This is a genomic window from Pseudomonas saudimassiliensis, assembly GCF_000939975.1.
Lineage (GTDB): Bacteria > Pseudomonadota > Gammaproteobacteria > Pseudomonadales > Pseudomonadaceae > Halopseudomonas > Halopseudomonas saudimassiliensis.
In genome coordinates, this window is record NZ_LK391969.1 from 476057 (window position 1) to 494282 (window position 18226).

At 63.2% G+C, this 18226-nt stretch carries 12 protein-coding genes; 5 read left to right on the plus strand and 7 right to left on the minus strand.

Going from position 1 to position 18226, the window contains the following annotated elements:
- Positions 1-113 precede the first annotated feature (113 nt).
- The 4 genes from VG99_RS02320 (at position 114) to VG99_RS02335 (ending at position 3654) form a co-directional block, all read left to right on the plus strand.
- A complete protein-coding gene (locus VG99_RS02320) occupies positions 114-878 on the plus strand; it encodes an SDR family NAD(P)-dependent oxidoreductase (RefSeq protein WP_044498141.1) in 765 nt (254 codons plus the stop codon).
- A 92-nt stretch (positions 879-970) separates the two neighbouring features.
- Positions 971-2020 carry a phosphotransferase gene (locus VG99_RS02325; RefSeq protein ID WP_044498142.1) on the plus strand — a complete coding sequence of 350 codons (1050 nt, stop codon included), beginning with the start codon at positions 971-973 and terminating at the stop codon, positions 2018-2020.
- A 218-nt stretch (positions 2021-2238) separates the two neighbouring features.
- Complete coding sequence (gene surE, locus VG99_RS02330; protein ID WP_044498143.1) at positions 2239-3024, plus strand: 5'/3'-nucleotidase SurE; 786 nt, start codon at positions 2239-2241, stop codon at positions 3022-3024.
- A 99-nt stretch (positions 3025-3123) separates the two neighbouring features.
- Positions 3124-3654 (plus strand): methylated-DNA--[protein]-cysteine S-methyltransferase, encoded by a 531-nt coding sequence (locus tag VG99_RS02335; protein WP_052508666.1) that lies wholly within the window; start codon positions 3124-3126, stop codon positions 3652-3654.
- Positions 3655-3729: 75 nt separating this feature from the next.
- Here the strand turns inward: VG99_RS02335 and VG99_RS02340 are convergent, their stop codons facing one another.
- The 7 genes from VG99_RS02340 to smc all read right to left on the minus strand — a co-directional run bounded on the left by VG99_RS02340 (position 3730) and on the right by smc (position 16405).
- Entirely contained in the window at positions 3730-5523 is a 1794-nt protein-coding gene (locus tag VG99_RS02340) for an acyl-CoA dehydrogenase (RefSeq protein WP_044501380.1), read from the minus strand.
- A 135-nt stretch (positions 5524-5658) separates the two neighbouring features.
- The gene (locus VG99_RS02345) at positions 5659-6843 is read right to left on the minus strand and encodes an acetyl-CoA C-acyltransferase (protein ID WP_044498144.1); all 1185 of its coding nucleotides are present in this window, start codon (positions 6841-6843) and stop codon (positions 5659-5661) included.
- Positions 6844-6898: 55 nt separating this feature from the next.
- Entirely contained in the window at positions 6899-8233 is a 1335-nt protein-coding gene (locus tag VG99_RS02350) for a spinster family MFS transporter (RefSeq protein WP_044498145.1), read from the minus strand.
- A 138-nt stretch (positions 8234-8371) separates the two neighbouring features.
- Complete coding sequence (locus VG99_RS02355) at positions 8372-9340, minus strand: tRNA dihydrouridine synthase (protein WP_044498146.1); 969 nt, start codon at positions 9338-9340, stop codon at positions 8372-8374.
- Positions 9337-11709 (minus strand): NAD-dependent DNA ligase LigA, encoded by a 2373-nt coding sequence (gene ligA / locus VG99_RS02360; protein ID WP_044498147.1) that lies wholly within the window; start codon positions 11707-11709, stop codon positions 9337-9339. Before ligA ends, VG99_RS02355 begins: the two co-directional genes overlap by 4 nt.
- A 158-nt stretch (positions 11710-11867) precedes the next feature.
- The gene (zipA, locus tag VG99_RS02365; protein ID WP_044498148.1) at positions 11868-12725 is read right to left on the minus strand and encodes a cell division protein ZipA; all 858 of its coding nucleotides are present in this window, start codon (positions 12723-12725) and stop codon (positions 11868-11870) included.
- A 173-nt stretch (positions 12726-12898) separates the two neighbouring features.
- Positions 12899-16405, minus strand: coding sequence for a chromosome segregation protein SMC (smc, locus tag VG99_RS02370; RefSeq protein WP_044498149.1), 3507 nt, complete (start codon positions 16403-16405; stop codon positions 12899-12901).
- Between the two features lie 261 nt (positions 16406-16666).
- Between smc and VG99_RS02375 the strand changes: the two genes are divergently transcribed.
- The gene (locus VG99_RS02375; protein WP_044498150.1) at positions 16667-18127 is read left to right on the plus strand and encodes an SLC13 family permease; all 1461 of its coding nucleotides are present in this window, start codon (positions 16667-16669) and stop codon (positions 18125-18127) included.
- Positions 18128-18226: the final 99 nt, after the last annotated feature.

Sequence of the window (18226 nt, forward strand, 5' to 3'; positions counted from 1 at the left end):
CGCGGTTAGGCGCCCACCGGGCGCCTTCGCGGCGGGGCGCCGCTCTGCACGCTTCATCAGCTGGCGGGCGGCGCGACTCGCAAACCTCCATACATCTTCACAAGGAGCTGCCCATGAGCACTCTTTTTGACCTGACCGGCAAGGTCGCTGTCATTACCGGCTCGACCAAGGGCATCGGCAAGTCGATCGCCGAGGAATTCGCCAAGGCCGGGGCCCGCGTGGTCATCTCCAGCCGCAAGGCCGATGCCTGCGAAAAGGTCGCCGGTGAGCTGCAGGCCCAGGGCTTCGAAGCGCTGGCTGTGCCCTGTCACGTGGGCGACAAGGCGCAACTGCAGAACCTGGTCGATACCACCATCAACACCTGGGGCAAGATCGACATCCTGGTATGCAACGCCGCTACCAACCCGGTGTACGGCCCCACGGCGGAGGTCAGTGACGAAGCCTTCGACAAGATCATGGGGACCAACGTCAAGGGCACCTTCTGGCTGTGCAACATGGTCATTCCGCAGATGACCCGCCTGGGCGGCGGCTCCATTGTGCTGCTGTCGAGCATCGCCGGTATCCGCGCCAGTGCCAATATCGGTGTGTACGGCATGTCCAAGGCCGCCGAAGCCGGCCTGGCCCGCAACCTGGCGCTGGAATGGGGTCCGCAGAACATCCGCGTCAATGCCATCGCCCCCGGCCTGATCCGGACCGACTTTGCCCAGGCCCTGCTGGACGATCCCGATCGTCTCACCCGGGTCGAGCAGTCGCTGCCGCTGCGCCGGGTAGGTGAGCCGGTGGATATCGCCGGCGTCGCGCTGTTCCTGGCCTCCTCGGCCGGCGCCTATGTAACCGGGCAGACCATCGTCGCCGACGGTGGCGACACCATTACCTGAGCCATCCAGTCCGCTGTCGCCCCACTGGCATTCCTGCCGCCGGGGTGGCACGCTTGATACCCATCAGAACCCAGACACTACGGATCTTCTACATGAGCGAAGCCACCCTGATCGATGTATTGTCGGCCCACCGTTTCGATGAGACGAAACTGGCGGCCTACCTGCAAGGACGCATACCGGGCGCCGAGCACGGCATGACCATTCAACAGTTCCAGGGTGGGCAGTCCAACCCCACTTTCCTGCTAAGCATTGGCGAAAACCGCTACGTGCTGCGCAAGAAGCCGCCGGGCAAGCTGTTGCCTTCGGCGCATATGATCGAACGCGAATACCAGGTCATCAGCGCCCTGGGCGACACTGGCGTGCCGGTTCCCAAGGCTCGCCTGCTGTGCGAGGACCCGGAGGTCATAGGCACACCCTTCTACATCATGGACCACGTGGCCGGTCGGGTGCATTCCCACCCGCTGCTGGAGAAGGTGGATATCGAGCAGCGCATGCCGATTCACCGCTCGATGATCGAGACCATGGCCAAGCTGCACCAGGTCGACTGGAAGGCCGTCGGGCTGGAAAGCTACGGCAAGCACGAAGGCTACGTACCCCGTCAGATCAAACGCTGGAGTGGCCAGTTCGAAGCCAGCCGCACCGGCGACATGCCGTCCATGGATGCCCTCATGGCCTGGCTGCCGGAAAACGCGCCGCAGGATGATGTCACCACCATTGCCCATGGCGACTTCCGCATCGGCAACCTGATCCTGCATCCGGAACGCCCTGAAGTCGTTGCCATCCTCGACTGGGAACTCGCCACGCTGGGCCACCCGCTGTCCGACCTGGCCTATTGCTGCCTGCCCTATCACCAGAGCACTGGCATCGAAGGAATGCGTGGGCTGAAGGGGGTGAACCTCAAGGACTACAATGTGCCGGAAGAACAGCAGGTGCTGGATTGGTACTGCGAGTTCACCGGGCGCACGGAAATCCCCAACTGGAACTTCTTCGTGGCCTTCTCGTTGTTCCGCCTGGCGGCGATTGTGCAGGGTGTCTACCACCGGGCACTGCAGGGCAACGCCAGTAACGCCGACGCGCTCGAAGTGGGCAAGCGGGCCAGCCTGCTGGCCGACACCGGCTGGGAAATTGCCCAGCGCAAATAGAGGCGTGACACCTGGGAATGTCGGGCACCAGCTCGTACCAAAGCCAGCCGGCAGCGTAGGAATCACCGGCTGGTTCCGCTCATCGAGCAAGTGCGACAGTCCCAGGCAGGCCGTGGTTCATGCATGGCCCCTCGCGGAGCCAGCCGTGTATCCCGGCCCGCTGCATATCGAGATAACAACTCGATAACCGTCCCCCGATAATTCCAAAAGGTAATTCCATGTCCAAACCTATCAAACGCGTCCTGCTCACCAACGACGATGGCTGGCGAGGTCCCGGTCTCAAGGTCATGGAGGAAATTGCCGCGCAGATCGCCGAAGAGGTGTGGATCGTCTCGCCTGACCTGGATCAGAGCGGCGTGTCCATGTCGGTGACCCTGCATCACCCCTTGCGTTTGCACACCTTCGGAGAGCGCCGCTTCAGCATCAGCGGAACGCCCAGCGACTGCGTGCTGCTCGGCGTCTCCGAGTTGATGCCCGAGCCGCCGGACCTGGTGCTGTCGGGCGTCAATCATGGGGCCAACTTCAGCGACTCGGTGGCCTTTTCCGGCACCATCGGCGGGGCGCTGACGGCCACCCTGCTCAACATCCCGGCGATCGCCCTGAGCCAGGCCTACCACCGTGGCGTCCCGGCCCATTGGGATACCGCCCGGCAGTTCGGTCCCGCCGTGGTACGTCAGCTTCTGGAGCGCGGCTGGCCGGAAGACTGCGCGATGAATATCAACTTCCCGGCGATGACGCCCAAGCAGGTCAAGGGTATCGCCATCTGCCGGCCCCGCCGCGGCAGCATCGGCGGCGTGAATATCGAAGCACGCCGGGATACCCGGGACATCCCCTACTACTGGATGGGCTTTCAGCGCCAGACCGACCGGGTCGACGCACCGGAAAGCGATGTGAGCGCGCTGCGCGAGGGACTGATCAGCATGTCGCCGCTGCGACTGGAGCGGGATATCGCCGCTGATTGGCAGATCGATACCGCCGACATGGCGAAACAGCTGGGGATCTGATCTCTCGGTGCCGGCGAGGCTTGCTCCTCGTCCGGCCCCATTTCCCAATCACCGCTTGCAGTAATAAGATGGCCTGGCACCCCGTTCCAGGAGCCTGCCATGCGCCGCCATCCACTCCATCTGCTCTATAGTATCGACCGCTGCGAGCTCGGCGGCCTCCTGCTCGCTGCCTGTGATAACGGGATCTGCGCGATCCTGCTGGGCGACGATCCCGAGCTGCTGGTAGCCGATCTGCAGCGCCGCTTCCCCCGCGCCAACCTCACCCAGGATGATGCGACCCTGGCTACGGATATGCAGGCCCTGCGGGCCTATCTCGACCATCCGGTGGGTGAGCTGCGGCTGGAACGCCCGCTCACTGCCTACGGCAGCGAGTTTCAGCAGCAGGTATGGGCCGAACTGGCCAGGGTGCCGGCCGGGCAGACCATCAGTTATACCGAGCTAGCCACACGGCTGGGCAAGCCGGCAGCAGTACGCGCCGTAGCCGGCGCCTGCGCCGCCAACCCGCTGGCCATTGTCGTACCCTGCCATCGGGTGCTACGCAGCGACGGCGGCATTTCGGGCTACCGGTGGGGGGTGGATCGCAAGGAGAAGTTGATTGACCTGGAGCGGCGGCTGGCGTCCACCCGGTAGGAAGACCTCGGAGGATGGGCCGCCCACAATGCCGGTCCAGCACTGTGGGAGACCTGTTTGGGCCAGGCTGGCCCTCTAGAAGCTCTCGTCCGGCATTTCCAGCGTCGAACGATCACCTTCGCCCAGCACCTTGGCCAGGGCCAGGGGCTTGGGCAGCTCGTAACGCAGGAAGTAGTCGCAGGCGCGCAACTTACCCTCGTAGAAGGCCGCCGTACGCGGACCGCCCTGTTCCAACCCGCGCAGCGCGGTCTGGGCCTGGCGCAGCCACATCCAGCCAACGACCACATGGCCGAAACACTCCAGGTACAGATAGGCGTTGGCCAGGGCCCGTTCGGGATCTTCCCGGCGTATTGCCTGCAGCGACTCGGTAACCTGCTCCAGCGTATCCAATGCCTGCGCCAGCAGGGTAGCGGTTGCCAGTCGCGCATGGCCCGCGCATTCCTCCAGGGTGCTGCGGATCTGCCGCACCAGCGCCTGGTAGAAGCGCCCTTCGTGCATGGCGACCTTGCGGCCCAACAGATCCTGCCCCTGGATACCGTGGGTGCCCTCATGGATCGGGTTCAGGCGGTTGTCGCGGTAGAACTGCTCCACCGGGTATTCCCGGGTGTAGCCGTAGCCGCCGTGGACCTGAATCGCCAGGCTGTTGGCCTCCACACAGAACTGCGATGGCCAGGACTTGACCACCGGGATCAGCAGATCCAGCAGTCCGGAGGATTCCTCGCGCACCTGGGCGTCTTCGGCATATTTCTTCTGATCGGACAAGGTCGCAGCGTACAGGCAAAGCGCCAGGCCACCTTCGACAAAGGATTTCTGGGCCAGCAGCATGCGGCGGATATCCGCATGCTGGATCAGCGGGATCATCGGCGTCTGCGGGTCGCGCTCCTTGAGCGGACGGCCCTGGCGGCGCTCGCGGGCGTATTCCAGCGCATGCAGGTAACCAGTATAGCCGAGCATCACCGACCCCAGGCCGACACCGATGCGCGCCTCGTTCATCATGTGGAACATCTGCGCCAGGCCCTGGTGCGGCTCGCCGACCAGGTAACCCACTGCCCCGCCCTGCTCGCCGAAGTTGAGCATGGTCGAGGTGGTGCCGCGATAACCCATCTTGTGGATCAGGCCAGCCAGGGTCACGTCGTTGCGCTCGCCCAGGCTGCCATCGTCGTTGACCATGAACTTGGGCACGATAAACAGGGAGATGCCCTTCACGCCCGGCGGCGCGTCCGGCAACTTGGCCAGTACCAGGTGCACTATATTCTCGCTCAGCTCGTGGTCACCGGCGGAAATGAAGATCTTGTTGCCGCTGATGCGGTAGCTGCCATCACCGGCCGGCACCGCGCGGGTCTTGATATCCGCCAGCGACGAGCCGGCTTGGGGTTCGGTCAGGCACATGGTGCCGAAGAACCGCCCGGCCATCATCGGCTCGGCGAAGCGTCGCTTATACTCCTCGCTGCCGTGGGCCATGATCAGGTTGCAGGCAGCAATGGTCAGCCCGGCGTAGGCCTGGGTGCTGACGTTGGCACCCTTGATCAGGCCGATGCAGGTCTGGGCAATGACCGAGGGCAGCTGCATGCCACCGCGCTCGTAATCCTGCGCGGCGGCCATCAGCCCGGTATCGCGCAGGACTGCCAGCGCCTCGGAGACTTCGGGACGAATGACGACCTTGCCATTCTCGAAACGGGGCTCGTCACCATCGCAGAGATGGTTATGCGGCGCGAAGGTTTCCGCGCCGACTTTCAGCGCCAACTCGATCGCCGCGTCGAAGGTGTCGCGACTGTGATCGGCATAGCGGGGGAATTCGGTAAAGCGCTCGACGTCCAGCAGTTCGTACAGCAGAAAAGCGAGATCGTCAGTGTTAATGATCTTCTGCATGGCAAATTCCTCGAAAAGCAGCTTCAAGCGGCAAGCTTCAAGCTGTAGGAAGAACAAAGGCAAGCCCCAAAAGCAAAACCCGAGCGCGGGCCCGGGTTCTGCTTGTTGCTCACCGCTGACAGCTTGCAGCTACGGTCAGACGATCTCGAACAGACCGGCTGCGCCCTGGCCACCGCCGATGCACATGGTTACCACCACGTACTTCACGCCGCGGCGCTTGCCTTCGATCAATGCATGACCGGTCAGACGCGAACCGGTAACACCGTAGGGGTGACCGATAGCGATGGAGCCGCCGTTGACGTTGAGGTTTTCCATCGGGATGCCCAGACGGTCGCGGCAGTAGACAACCTGGGAAGCGAAGGCTTCGTTCAGTTCCCACAGGCCGATGTCGTCCATCTTCAGACCGTTGCGCTCGAGCAGACGCGGGATGGCGAATACCGGGCCGATGCCCATTTCATCCGGCTCGCAACCGGCAACGGCGAAGCCACGGAAGATACCCATGGGCTCGATGTTCAGCTGCTCGGCAACCTTGCTGTTCATCACGGTGCACACGGAGGCGCCGTCGGACAGCTGGCTGGCGTTACCGGCGGTCACGAAGTGCTCGGGGCCACGCACCGGGTTCAACGAGGCCAGGCCTTCCAGGGTGGTCTGCGGACGGTTGCACTCGTCGCGGGTCAGGGTGACCTGCTGATCGGAGACCTCACCGGTTTCCTTGTTCTGCACTTTCATGGTGGTGGTGAACGGCACGATCTCGTCGTCGAACTTACCGGACTCCTGGCCTGCCGCTACGCGCTGCTGGCTGATCAGGGAATACTCGTCCTGGGCTTCACGGCTGACGTTGTAGCGGGCAGCCACGATATCAGCGGTTTCGATCATGGACAGGTACAGCTCGGGCTTGTTCTGCTTGATCCACTCGTTGGTGCCGCGGAACATGTTGATCTTGTCGTTCTGGCACAGGCTGATGGATTCAACGCCACCGGCAACGATAGCCGGGATCTTCTCGCTGACCACACGCTGGGCGGCGATGGCGATGGACTGCAGGCCGGAGCTGCAGAAACGGTTGAGGGACATACCGGCGGTGGTTACCGGCAGGCCGCCGCGAATGGCTGCCAGACGCGCCATATTCTTGCCCTGGGCACCTTCGTGGAAGGTGGCGCCGAGGATCACGTCTTCAACCAGCGCAGGATCGATGCCGGCACGCTTTACCGCTTCTTCGATGACGAAGCCGGCCAGATCGACACTGTGGGTGTCATTCAGTGCACCGCGGTAGGATTTGCCCAGGCCGGTACGGGCCGTGGATACGATTACTGCATCAGTCATGGTTAAGCTCCTGTTTTCAAACACTGCGCCCGCAGGCGCTCAAGTCGACGACGGATCAGGCCGTCTGTTCCTGTCGGGCGCCCCATTCGGCCAATGTCACGCGTGCCTCGCGGTAGGGCTTGATGCCCATCCACAACAGCACGACGGCGCCAATGGTAATGATGCTGGCAACCCAGAAAATCGAATAACGGATGGCTTGGTCATCCTGGAAAACGTAGTCAGTCACCATGGCCACCGCGGTCGGGCCGATGCCCAGGCCAATCAGGGTGATGACGAACAGGTAGATAGCTGACGCCTGCCCGCGCATCGCGTTGGGCATCACTTCCTGGATCGCCGCCGGCGCCACGCCGAACGGCATGGCCACGGTGAAGACATTGAAGAACATGATGATCCACAACAAGGTCATGTTATCGATCAGGAAGACCACGTTGCAGAACAACGTCAGGATCGCCGACAGCAGGCCAACCCGCATATTCGCATCCTTGTACCCGCGGCGCGCCAGGTAGTCCGACAGGCGGCCCCCGAACACGATACCCAGCGAGCCGGCGACCATCACCAGCGAACCGTAATAGATGCCAACCTCACCGGCGGTCAGTCCATGGGTGCGGATAAAGAAAGTCGGAATCCACGCCGACGCCCCGTAGGACGCAAAGGACAGGCAGGCAAAGCCGAAGTTGTGGCAGATCACCGCCTTGCGGATGCTCAGCAGGTAGGTGCCCACTTCCTTCAGCGGCACGGCAACACCGGCCCCCACGCCCTTGCGTGAAGGCTCCTTGATAGCTAGCAGCACCAGGGAGAACAGTACCCCTGCCGCACCCAGCACCAGGAAGATCAACTGCCACGGCCGCACTTCGCCAAAGAACGGCAGTACCGTCGGCCCCTGGGCATTGGCCCAGGTGATCACGATCCCGCCAAGCAGGAACGCCATGCCGGCGCCCAGATAGATACCCATGGAATAGACGCTGATCGCGGTGGCCCGTTTCTCCGGCGGAAAGCTGTCGGCCATCAGCGAATAGGCTGCCGGCGACAAGGCCGCTTCGCCCGCCCCCACGCCGATGCGGAAGACGACGAACTGCCAGTACTGCTTGGCCAGACCGCACGCGGCGGTCATCAGGCTCCAGAACAGGATCCCCCCGGCGATCAACCCGCGGCGGCTGCGGCTGTCGGCTACTCGGCCCAGCGGGATACCGGCGATGGTATAGAAGATGGCGAAGGACAAGCCCATGAGCAGGCTCATCTGGGTATCCGAAATGCCCAGGTCGGCGCGAATGGGGCCCACCAGCAGGTTGAGTATCTGACGATCAATGAAGGACAGCACATAGGCCATCAGCAGAATCGAGACCGTGAACCAGGCCCGCGGTGTCGAGGGATAACTATTATTGTTCAGCACTGACTACTCCGCAGCATCAATGAACCTCCATCGAAGACTACCAAGTTCGCAGTGCGAAAGTCGATTTCGAAAACACACCATCAACGAACAAGATGCGGAACTATCACCTGGAGCAATGGCCGCATCAAAAGATGTCAGTCAGGCCGCTTCAGGAAGCCCCGACGCGAGAAGGTTCTCCAGATACTCTGCGCAGGTCTGGCGCCTTACCTGATCGAACAGCAGTTGCGCCTCAGGATAATGCCGGGCGAGAAATCCCAGCCACTGCTTGAGGCGGCCAGGGGCGTGACGATCGGCAGTACGCTGACGCACCTGGCGATAGAAATCGATCAGCCAGGGTTGCAGCTCATCCCAGCCCATGCAGGCGGCCACCGCTGCCTGATCGGCGGCGCGGATGCCCTGCCCCAGATCAGGCCAGGCCACCAGGCCGCGGCCTATCATCACCTGCTCGCAGCCGCTGACCTCACGGATACGCTGATAATCCGCCACGCTGGTCACGTCGCCGTTGGCAATCACCGGCACGCTGACCGCGGTCCGCACCCGCGCGAGCCATTCCCAGTGCGCCGGGGGTTTGTAGCCGTCGGTCTTGGTGCGGGCATGGACCGCGATCTCCGCGGCGCCCGCCGCGGCCAGCGCGTCGGCACATTCCAGGGTCTGGCTGGTATCGCTGTAACCCAGGCGCATCTTGGCGGTCACCGGAACCCCAGCGGGTAACGCCGCCCGGACAGCCGCGACGATCTGGTACAGCGTATCCGGCTCTTTGAGCAAGGTGGCGCCACCGCGGTGACGGTTAACGGTCTTGGCCGGACAGCCGAAGTTCAGGTCCACCGCCGGTGCGCCCATGTCCGCCAGCAGTGCGGCATTGTGCCCCAGCCAGTCGGGGTCCGAGCCGAGCAGCTGCGGGTGTACCGGCACCCCAGCGGCCGTGCACCAGCCATGCAAGCTTTCGGGCACGATGCGGCGAATGCTGCCGATATTCAGCGGCCCCTCGGTAACCCGGATGAATTCGCTGACACAGCGATCAATGCCACCGATACGCGTCAGGATATCCCGCAGCGGCGCGTCGACCAGCCCCTCCATCGGCGCCAGGATGATGCGATGTTGCTTCATGGCTGGATGCCGTGGCGGCCAAGCAGCTCCAGCAGACCGGCTTCGTCCAGCACGGCCACGCCCAGCTGCTCGGCCTTGGCCAACTTGCTGCCGGCGCCCGGCCCGGCCACCACACAGTGGGTCTTGGCCGAGACACTGCCCGCCACCTTGGCACCGAGGCTCTCGAGGTGATCCTTGGCCACATCCCGCGAGAAGGTCTCCAGGGTCCCGGTCAACACCCAGGTCTGGCCCGCCAGGGGCAGGTCGGCACCCTGCGCCCGGGGGCTCTCCCAGTGCATGCCGAAGTCGCGCAGTTGTTGCTCGATCTCCAGCACCCGCTGGCGTTGTTCGGGGTCGGCAAAATAGTCACGCAGGCTTTTGATGGCCTTTTCGTTCAGCCGCGCCACCTGCTTGAGATCCAGCCAGTCCGCCTCGATAAGTTTCGGCAGGCTGCCAAAATGCTCGGCCAGGCGCTGGGCACTGGTGCTGGCGACCGAGGGAATTTCCAGTCGCGCGAGAAACTCACCCAGCTGGACGCTGGCGGCAAAGTCCGCGGCCACTCCGGCCTCATCATGGAGCTGCACCCCCCGCTCCAGCAACTGACGGATCACCGTGCGGTTATGCTCATCCTCGAAGAAGGCGGTGATCTCATGGGCAACCTCAGCCCCGATCTCCGGCAGAAACCGCAACACCTCGGCCCGCGCCTGGCTGATACGCTCGAGACTACCCAGCGCCCGGGCCAGCAGTTTGGCGGTTTCCTCACCGACATCGGGGATGCCCAGCGCATAGACGAAGCGGGCCAGGCTCACCTGCTTGCTCTGCTGGATCGCCAGCAGCAGGTTGTTGGTGGATACCTCGGCAAAACCTTCCAACGCAATGACCTGCTCATAGGTGAGCGCGAACAGATCCGCGGGCGAGTTGATCAGATCCCGCTCGATCAGTTGCTCGACGATCTTCTCCCCCAGGCCATCAATATCAAACGCCCGACGGGAAACAAAATGGATAATCGCCTGTTTCAACTGGGCCTTGCAGGCCAGTCGACCCACGCAGCGATAGACCGCGCCCTCGGTCACGGTCTGCTTGCCGCGGCCGCGCTTGATCAGTTGGGTGCGCTCGACTGCCGATCCGCATACCGGGCAGTGTTCAGGCACATGTACCGGCCGGGCATCGGCCGGGCGCATGTCGACCACCACCTGCATCACCTGGGGGATGACGTCGCCAGCGCGGCGGATGATCACCGTATCACCGATCATCACCCCCAGCCGCTGGACCTCGTCCATATTGTGCAGGGTTGCATTCGATACGGTCACACCGGCTACCTGCACCGGGCGCAGGCGAGCCACGGGCGTTACCGCCCCGGTGCGGCCCACCTGGAACTCCACATCCAGCAGCTCGGTCATCTCTTCACTGGCGGGAAACTTGTGGGCGATCGCCCAGCGCGGCTCGCGGGAGCGAAAACCCAGCTCCCGCTGCCAGCCCAGGTCGTTGACCTTGAATACCACCCCATCGATTTCGTAGGGCAGGCTATTGCGCCGCTCACCGATATCCCGGTAATAGTCCAGGCAGCCATCGATGCCCTCGACCAGCTTGAGTTCGCGGCTGATCAACAGACCCCAGTCCCGCAATCGGTGCAGGATGCCCACCTGGGTGTCGGGCAGCTCGCCTTCGAAGCGGCCGATGCCGTAGCAGCAGAACTCCAGCGGACGCTGGGCGGTAATGTTCGAATCGAGTTGGCGTAGCGACCCCGCGGCGGCATTGCGCGGGTTGGCAAAGGTCTTGCCGCCGGTCTCGCGCGCGCTTTCGTTCAGACGCTCGAACCCGGCCTTGGTCATGTAGACCTCGCCGCGCACCTCCAGCAACGATGGCCAGCCTTCGCCCCGCAGCTTCAGTGGAATATTGCGCACGGTACGCACGTTTGCCGTGATGTCCTCGCCGGTAGTACCGTCGCCCCGGGTGGCGCCCCGGGTCAGCACGCCATTTTCATAGAGCAGGCTGATGGCCAGGCCATCCAGCTTCGGCTCGCAGCAATAGGCGACGCGGGCGCCCTCGGCCAGCAGATCACCCTCCGGCAAATCCAGGGAACGGCGCACCCGACGGTCGAAATCGCGCATGTCGCTTTCGGCAAAGGCGTTGCCCAGGCTGAGCATGGGTACGTCATGACGTACCTGGCCGAAGGCCGACGAGGCCATGCCGCCGACCCGCTGCGTGGGCGAGTCCGGGGTGATGATGTCTGGATTGGTTTCTTCCAGCGCGCGCAATTCGTGGAACAACCGATCGTATTCCGCGTCGGGTACTGTCGGCTCGTCGAGCACATAGTAGCTGTAGTTATGCTGGTCGATCAGTTCACGCAGCTCTTTTGCCCGCAGGGCCGGATCGGGGATTACGGTCATGGTCAGTCAGGTCATCGCGATGGAACGAGGGGGTGATTGTAGCAGGATAAGGGGACTAACAGCGGCGCGGGCGGCGGCCTGGGAGAACTAGCGCAGGGCTGGGACGTGGCGCCGGCCGAGCTGGAGCTCGACCGTTCCAGGTCCCCTGCGCGGAGGGATCAGCGGCGCAGACCGAAGCGCTTGCGCTCGAATTCGGCGATACGCTGGCGGTAATGTTCGATGGTCTGCGCCGTCAGTACGCTGCGGTTTTCATCCTTGAGGTCCCCACCCAGTTCCTGCGACAGCTTGCGCGCCGAGGCAATCATCAGGTCCAGCGCCTGTTTCGGATGGCGCGGTCCGGGGAGGCCCATGAAGAAGGTCACTGCGCGCACATGGCTGTGCTCGAGCTCATCCAGGTCGAAGGTGCCCGGCTTGAGGGCATTGGCCATGGAAAACAGAACGTCGCCATTGCCGGTCATGCTTTCATGGCGATGGAAGATATTCATGTCGCCATAGCGCAGCCCACTTTCCATGATGCTCTGCATCATGGCGGCGCCGGAGAAACCCTCCTCGCTGCGAGCCACAACCAGGATGACCAGCACTTCTTCCGGCGCGGCCGGCTCGGGGGCGGGCGCCGAGGGAGCGTCGGTAGCCGACAACGCCGGCTCGGCAACCGGCTCACGGCGATTGCGCGCGCTACGGATGGGCTGCGCACGGGGCGCGGGTTCCGCCACCGGCGCGGGCTCATCCAGATCCAGACCTACCTGCTCGGGTTGCGGTACGTCAGCGGCATTGAAGCCGCCATCCCGTTCCGGAAGCTCCTCGCCGAAGGACGGCTCCGCCCGCTCGCCGCGTGTAATGACGCGGGCCGGGCCGAGCAGTTCGTCGCTCGCCCCTTCCGGCAGATCCTTGAAGTTGCGTTCCAGCTTGAAGCGGATTCGGGACCGGCCGCCCATGCGCCGCCACCCATCAAAAAGAATCCCCACAATGACCAGAAGGCCGATAATGATTAGCCACTCTCGCAAACCAAAATCCATGAATATGCAGTTCCCGTTATGCCAAACCGTTGGAGAATCCCCGAGCAGGACTCCCGGAGTGTCGTCTTTTTAGCCACACCCCTGTATACATGCGAGACAGTAACACGCTCGAGCGATGTTGTGCAGATGCCAGGGTCTCTTGTAGCCGCGACCGCAAGGAGCATCAACCGACACTATGCTTCCGCCAACGCCGCCGCCTCTTCGACATTGACTGTGACAAGCCGGGAGCAGCCTGGTTCATGCATGGTTACGCCCAGTAACTGATCGGCCATTTCCATGGCGATCTTGTTGTGGGTTATATAGATGAACTGCACCCGGCTGGACATCTCCTTGACCATCCGCGCGTAGCGTCCGACGTTGGCGTCGTCGAGCGGCGCATCTACCTCATCAAGCATGCAGAATGGGGCAGGATTGAGCTGGAAGATCGAGAACACCAGGGCGATGGCGGTCAGCGCCTTTTCCCCACCCGACAACAGGTGAATGGTGCTGTTCTTCTTGCCCGGGGGCCGTGCCATGATGGTGACACCGGTATCCAGCAGGTCGTCGCCGGTGAGCTCCAACCAGGCGCTGCCGCCGCCGAATACCTTCGGAAACAGGTTCTGCAACCCACCATTGACCTTGTCGAAGGTCTCCTTGAAGCGGCTGCGGGTTTCCCGATCGATCTTGCGGATGACCTGCTCCAGTGTATCCAGCGCCTCTACCAGGTCCGCGTTCTGCGCGTCCAGGTAGTTCTTGCGCTCGGATTGCTGTTCATACTCTTCGATCGCCGCCAGGTTGATGGCCCCCAGGCGCTGGATCTGGCCATCCAGACGCGCCAGCTGTTGCTCCCAGTCTGCCTCACTGGCCGCCTCCGGCAAGGTCGCCAGCACCCCCTGCAGATCGTAACCGGCTTCCAGCAATTGCTCCTGCAGTCCCTGGCGGCGGGTTTGCATGTCCCGCGCCAGCAACCGTTGTTCATCCAGCTGGCTGCGCAAGAGCTGGGCCTGCTGCTCCGCCTGGCTGCGCCGCCGCTCCTGTTCGCGCATCTGCTGGTCAACCTGCTCAAGCGCCTGGCGGGCAGCACCCAGGTCCTGCTCGGCCTGCAGGCGGCGTTCCAGCAGCGATTCCAGCTCCATGCGCTGGTCCTCTTCAGGACCCTGGGCTTCTTCCAGTGACATCTGCAGCTGCTCGCGACGTTCGGCCAGGCGTTCGGCCTGGATCTGCTGACGCTCCAGCCCCTGGCTGGTCGACTCCAGTTGGGCGCGCAAGGACTGGCTGCGCAGAGCCAGTTGATGGGCGCGATCCCGCTGGGTCCGCGCCTGCTGGCGGGCCTGCTCCAACTGCTCGCGGACCCGGTCACGTTGTTGCAACAGCTGCTCCCGCTGGCCGGTATCGGCGGCCATGCGGTCCAACGCCTCCTGCAATACCATCCGGGCTTCGCCCAGCTCTTCCAGCTCCTCGGCACGTTGCGCCTGGATATCCAGCAGGTCGGCCTGGATACGTTCACGCCGCGCAATCACCTGCTCCAGTCGCACCTGGCGCGCCGAGCGCTGGGCCTTCAGCTCGCCCTGCTCGCGGCCGAGTTGCGCCAGCCCCTGCTGCAAGCCGTCCCGGCGCAATTCCAGTTGGCGGATCTGCTCGCGCGATGCGGCCAGGCGCTGCTCGCTCTCGGCCAAGGCGGATTGCTGCTGTTCCAGCTCGACCTGCAGCGCCTCGATTTCCTGCTGGCGGGCCAGCACGCCAGCGCCCTGGTCATCGCCCTGTTGGTAGCGCAGCCAATTCGGACCCAGCCAATGCCCGGCCGGTGTCACCACCGACTCGTGACTGGCCAGGGACGACCGGAGATCCAGCGCCTCCTTCAGGGTGCCGGCGGTGCGGATACCGGCCAGCCAGGGAGCGAGATTAAGGGGCGATTCAACCTTGCCCAGCAAGGCGCCTGCGGTCACACCCGCGCTGGCGCTGCTGCCCGCGGATCGATCAACCAGCCGCAGGTCGCCCTGCCCGAAGCTGTCGATCGCGTCGTGGAAGGCATCCAGCGCCGGCAGGCTGACGGCATGCAGGTCCGCGCCCAGCACGGTCTCCACCGCCCGCTCCCAGCCAGGCTCCACCCGCAACTGTTCGGCCAACAGCGTGGCACTGTCGAGGCCGTGCTCGCCCAGCCACTGCTGTACGCCACTACCCTGATCCAGCGCTGCCTGCTGCAGCGCCTCCAGCGAAGCCAGGCGCCCACCCTGGCGCTGGACCTCACCGCGGCGGATATCCTGCTCCTGCGTCAGCGCAGCGAGAAGGTCACGTTCCTGGGCCAGGGTATCGGTCAGGTCGTCGAGACTGAGCTGGTCGCCCTCACCGCGCATCTCCAGTTCGGCCAGTTGCTCGTCGATCTCTTCCAACTCGGCGTCGAGCGAACCGGCCGACAGCCCGGCCCGCTCCTCCTCCAGGCGCTGGATCCGCTCACCGAAGCGCTCGATGCTCTGCTCAAGGTGACGTATGCGCGACTGCTCCACTTCCGCCTGCTGGCGCGGCGTCGAGGCCTGCTGGTTGAACTCGTCCCAACCGGCCTGCCAACCCTGCATCGCCGCTTCGGCTTCCACCAAGCGGGCCGCATTGTCCTCGTCCGCCGCGGCGGCCAATTCCAGCTCCGGCTCGATGGCATCCAGCTCCGCACGCAGATCACCGAGCAGGGCCTGGTCCTGGGTCAGGTGGCTCTGCGCCTCCTGCCAGGCCTGCTCGGTCAGCGCCAGATCATCACGCACCTGGCGCTGACGGTCGCGGTTGAACTGCAGCACCTGTTCGATGCGACTGATGTCCGCGCCGATGCTGTAATAGCGCGCTTGGGCCTGATTGAAACCCTCGTTCAGCTCGGCATGCCGGTCCCGCTGTTTCTCGATCTCGCTGTCGGCGTTGCGCTGCTCGGCGATAACCGCCTCCAGTGCCACTTCCAGGCTGCGAACCTGGTGTTCGCGCTCACTGGTCCGGGCATCCAGCGTCTGCCAGCGCAGCGCCTGCAGCTGGGCCTTCAACTGGCGCTCTTCGGCCTTGAAGGTCTTGTACTTCTCTGCGGCCTGGGCTTGCCGGTGCAGGTGCGCCAACTGCCGCTCCAGCTCATCGCGCAGGTCGGTCAGGCGTTCCAGGTTCTCATGGGTGCGGCGAATACGATTTTCCGTCTCGCGGCGGCGTTCCTTGTATTTGGAAATGCCCGCCGCTTCCTCGATAAACAGCCGCAGCTCATCGGGCTTGGCCTCGATAAGCTTGGAGATCATGCCCTGTTCGATGATGGAATAACTGCGTGGCCCCAAACCGGTTCCGAGGAATATATCGGTGATATCCCGGCGTCGGCATTTGGTCCCATTGAGAAAGTACTGGTTTTGTGCCTCCCGGGTTACCTTGCGGCGGATGGATATCTCGTTGTAGCCCGCATACTCGCCCTGCAAGGTCCCGTCACTGTTATCAAAAATCAGCTCGATCGACGCTTGCCCTACTGGCTTGCGGCTGTTGGAGCCATTGAAGATGACGTCCGTCATCGACTCGCCGCGCAGGTTCTTCGCCGAGCTCTCGCCCATCACCCAGCGCACCGCATCAATAATGTTCGACTTGCCACAGCCATTGGGCCCGACAACCGCGCCCATATTGGTGGGAAAGAAAACTGTGGTAGGATCCACGAAGGATTTGAAGCCCGCCAGTTTGATGCACTTGAGTCGCATTGAAGAATGTCATTCCCTTGCCATCGGTGAGCGTGTGACAGTCACCGGGCGGATAATTGCGGAAGAAGAAACGTCCCTTTTTACCTGTATTGCTCCCTGAATAGAAGCCCCATGACCAGGCATTGGCATCCACTGCATGGGCGGGCTCTATTCTGCAAGGCAGGTATTGAGGCAATGGGCTTTACTGGTGGTAGTCAGCGCCATGGCCAGCGCGCTGCATAAGTAAGGCCAAAAACATAAAACTCGAAATTGGATAAGAGAATGTCTGCCACGACAACAAACGAATCCCAATCTGGCGGATGGACTGCCAGCCGTGCAATCGGCCTGATCGTCGGCGCCCTGCTGCTGATCATGACCTTGGTGGTTCCCGCTCCCGAAGGCATGAGCGATGCCGCCTGGAAAGCAGCCGGCCTGATGATGCTGCTGGCCGCCTGGTGGGCCACCGAAGCGATTCCGATCCCTGCCACCTCCCTGGTACCCATCGTCCTGATTCCCGCCCTGGGCATCGGCACCGTCGCCCAGGCCACGGCCCCTTACGCCAATCCCACGATCTTCCTGTTCATGGGCGGTTTTGTGCTGGGCCTGGCGATGCAGCGCTGGAATCTGCACAAGCGTATCGCGCTCATGACCCTGCTGGCGGTCGGCAGCAAGCCGAGCCAGCAGATCGCCGGGTTCATGATTGCCACCGGCTTCCTCAGCATGTGGGTGAGCAACACCGCTACCGCCATCATGATGCTGCCGATTGGCCTGTCGGTAGTCAGCATGTTCGAGAATGATGATCCGACCGCCGTGCGCAAGTTTGCCACTGCGTTGTTGCTGGCCATCGCCTATGCCGCCAGTGTGGGCGGTATCGGGACCATCATCGGCACGCCGCCCAACGCGCTGCTGGTCGCTTACCTGGCCGAGAACCATGATATTCACATCGGCTTCGGCCAGTGGATGCTGGTTGGCGTACCGATTTCGGTGCTGATGCTGGTTACCGTGTGGTTCATGCTGGCGCGCAAGGACTTCGGCCTCAAGGCGGAAAACAACAGTCGCGAACTGCTGCAGAAGCAACTCAGCGATCTGGGTCCCATGAGCCGTGGGGAAAAGACCATTGCCGTCGTCTTCCTGCTGACCGCCGCCGCCTGGATATTCCAGCCGCTGCTGTCCAGCTCGCTGATTCCCTGGCTGAACGACACCATTATCGCCATCGCCTCGGCCATCATCATGTTCCTGATTCCGGTTGACCGGGAAAAGGGCAACCTGATGGACTGGGACACCGCATCCAAGATGCCCTGGGGCGTACTGCTGCTGTTCGGCGGTGGATTGTCCCTGGCCGCGGTCATCACCTCCTCCGGCCTGGCAGTATGGATTGCCGAGTCGCTGTCGGTGATAGGTATGCTACCCACGCTGGTTATCGTACTGGTCATTACCGCCGTGATCATCTTCCTCACCGAGATCACCAGCAATACCGCCACCGCCGCTGCCTTCCTCCCGCTGATGGGCGCACTGGCCATGGCCCAGGACGTGTCACCTATCCTGTATGCGGTACCCGCCGCCGTCGCCGCCAGCTGCGCCTTCATGATGCCGGTCGCCACACCGCCCAATGCCATCGTGTTCGGTACTGGCCACATGAAGATCGGCGACATGATTTCCGCCGGCTTCAAGCTGAATATCGCCGGAGTCATCATTGTCGGGGTACTGGCCTACTATCTGATGTTCCTGGTGTTCGGCATCTGATCCGCCACCTGGCATGACCGAACCGCCGTCCCAGTGACGGCGGTTTTTTTGTACTCGCAGATGGGCGTAAAACTTCCAGGGACTGCAGGTCCGTGCAAG

Excerpts from the sequence above, each read along its gene's own strand:
- VG99_RS02320 (WP_044498141.1), top strand. The coding sequence starts at position 114 with ATGAGCACTCTTTTTGACCTGACCGGCAAGGTCGCTGTCATTACCGGC.
- VG99_RS02325 (WP_044498142.1), top strand. The coding sequence starts at position 971 with ATGAGCGAAGCCACCCTGATCGATGTATTGTCGGCCCACCGTTTCGAT.
- surE (WP_044498143.1), top strand. The coding sequence starts at position 2,239 with ATGTCCAAACCTATCAAACGCGTCCTGCTCACCAACGACGATGGCTGG.
- VG99_RS02335 (WP_052508666.1), top strand. The coding sequence starts at position 3,124 with ATGCGCCGCCATCCACTCCATCTGCTCTATAGTATCGACCGCTGCGAG.
- VG99_RS02340 (WP_044501380.1), bottom strand. The coding sequence starts at position 5,523 with ATGCAGAAGATCATTAACACTGACGATCTCGCTTTTCTGCTGTACGAA.
- VG99_RS02345 (WP_044498144.1), bottom strand. The coding sequence starts at position 6,843 with ATGACTGATGCAGTAATCGTATCCACGGCCCGTACCGGCCTGGGCAAA.
- VG99_RS02355 (WP_044498146.1), bottom strand. The coding sequence starts at position 9,340 with ATGAAGCAACATCGCATCATCCTGGCGCCGATGGAGGGGCTGGTCGAC.
- ligA (WP_044498147.1), bottom strand. The coding sequence starts at position 11,709 with ATGACCGTAATCCCCGATCCGGCCCTGCGGGCAAAAGAGCTGCGTGAA.
- zipA (WP_044498148.1), bottom strand. The coding sequence starts at position 12,725 with ATGGATTTTGGTTTGCGAGAGTGGCTAATCATTATCGGCCTTCTGGTC.
- smc (WP_044498149.1), bottom strand. The coding sequence starts at position 16,405 with ATGCGACTCAAGTGCATCAAACTGGCGGGCTTCAAATCCTTCGTGGAT.
- VG99_RS02375 (WP_044498150.1), top strand. The coding sequence starts at position 16,667 with ATGTCTGCCACGACAACAAACGAATCCCAATCTGGCGGATGGACTGCC.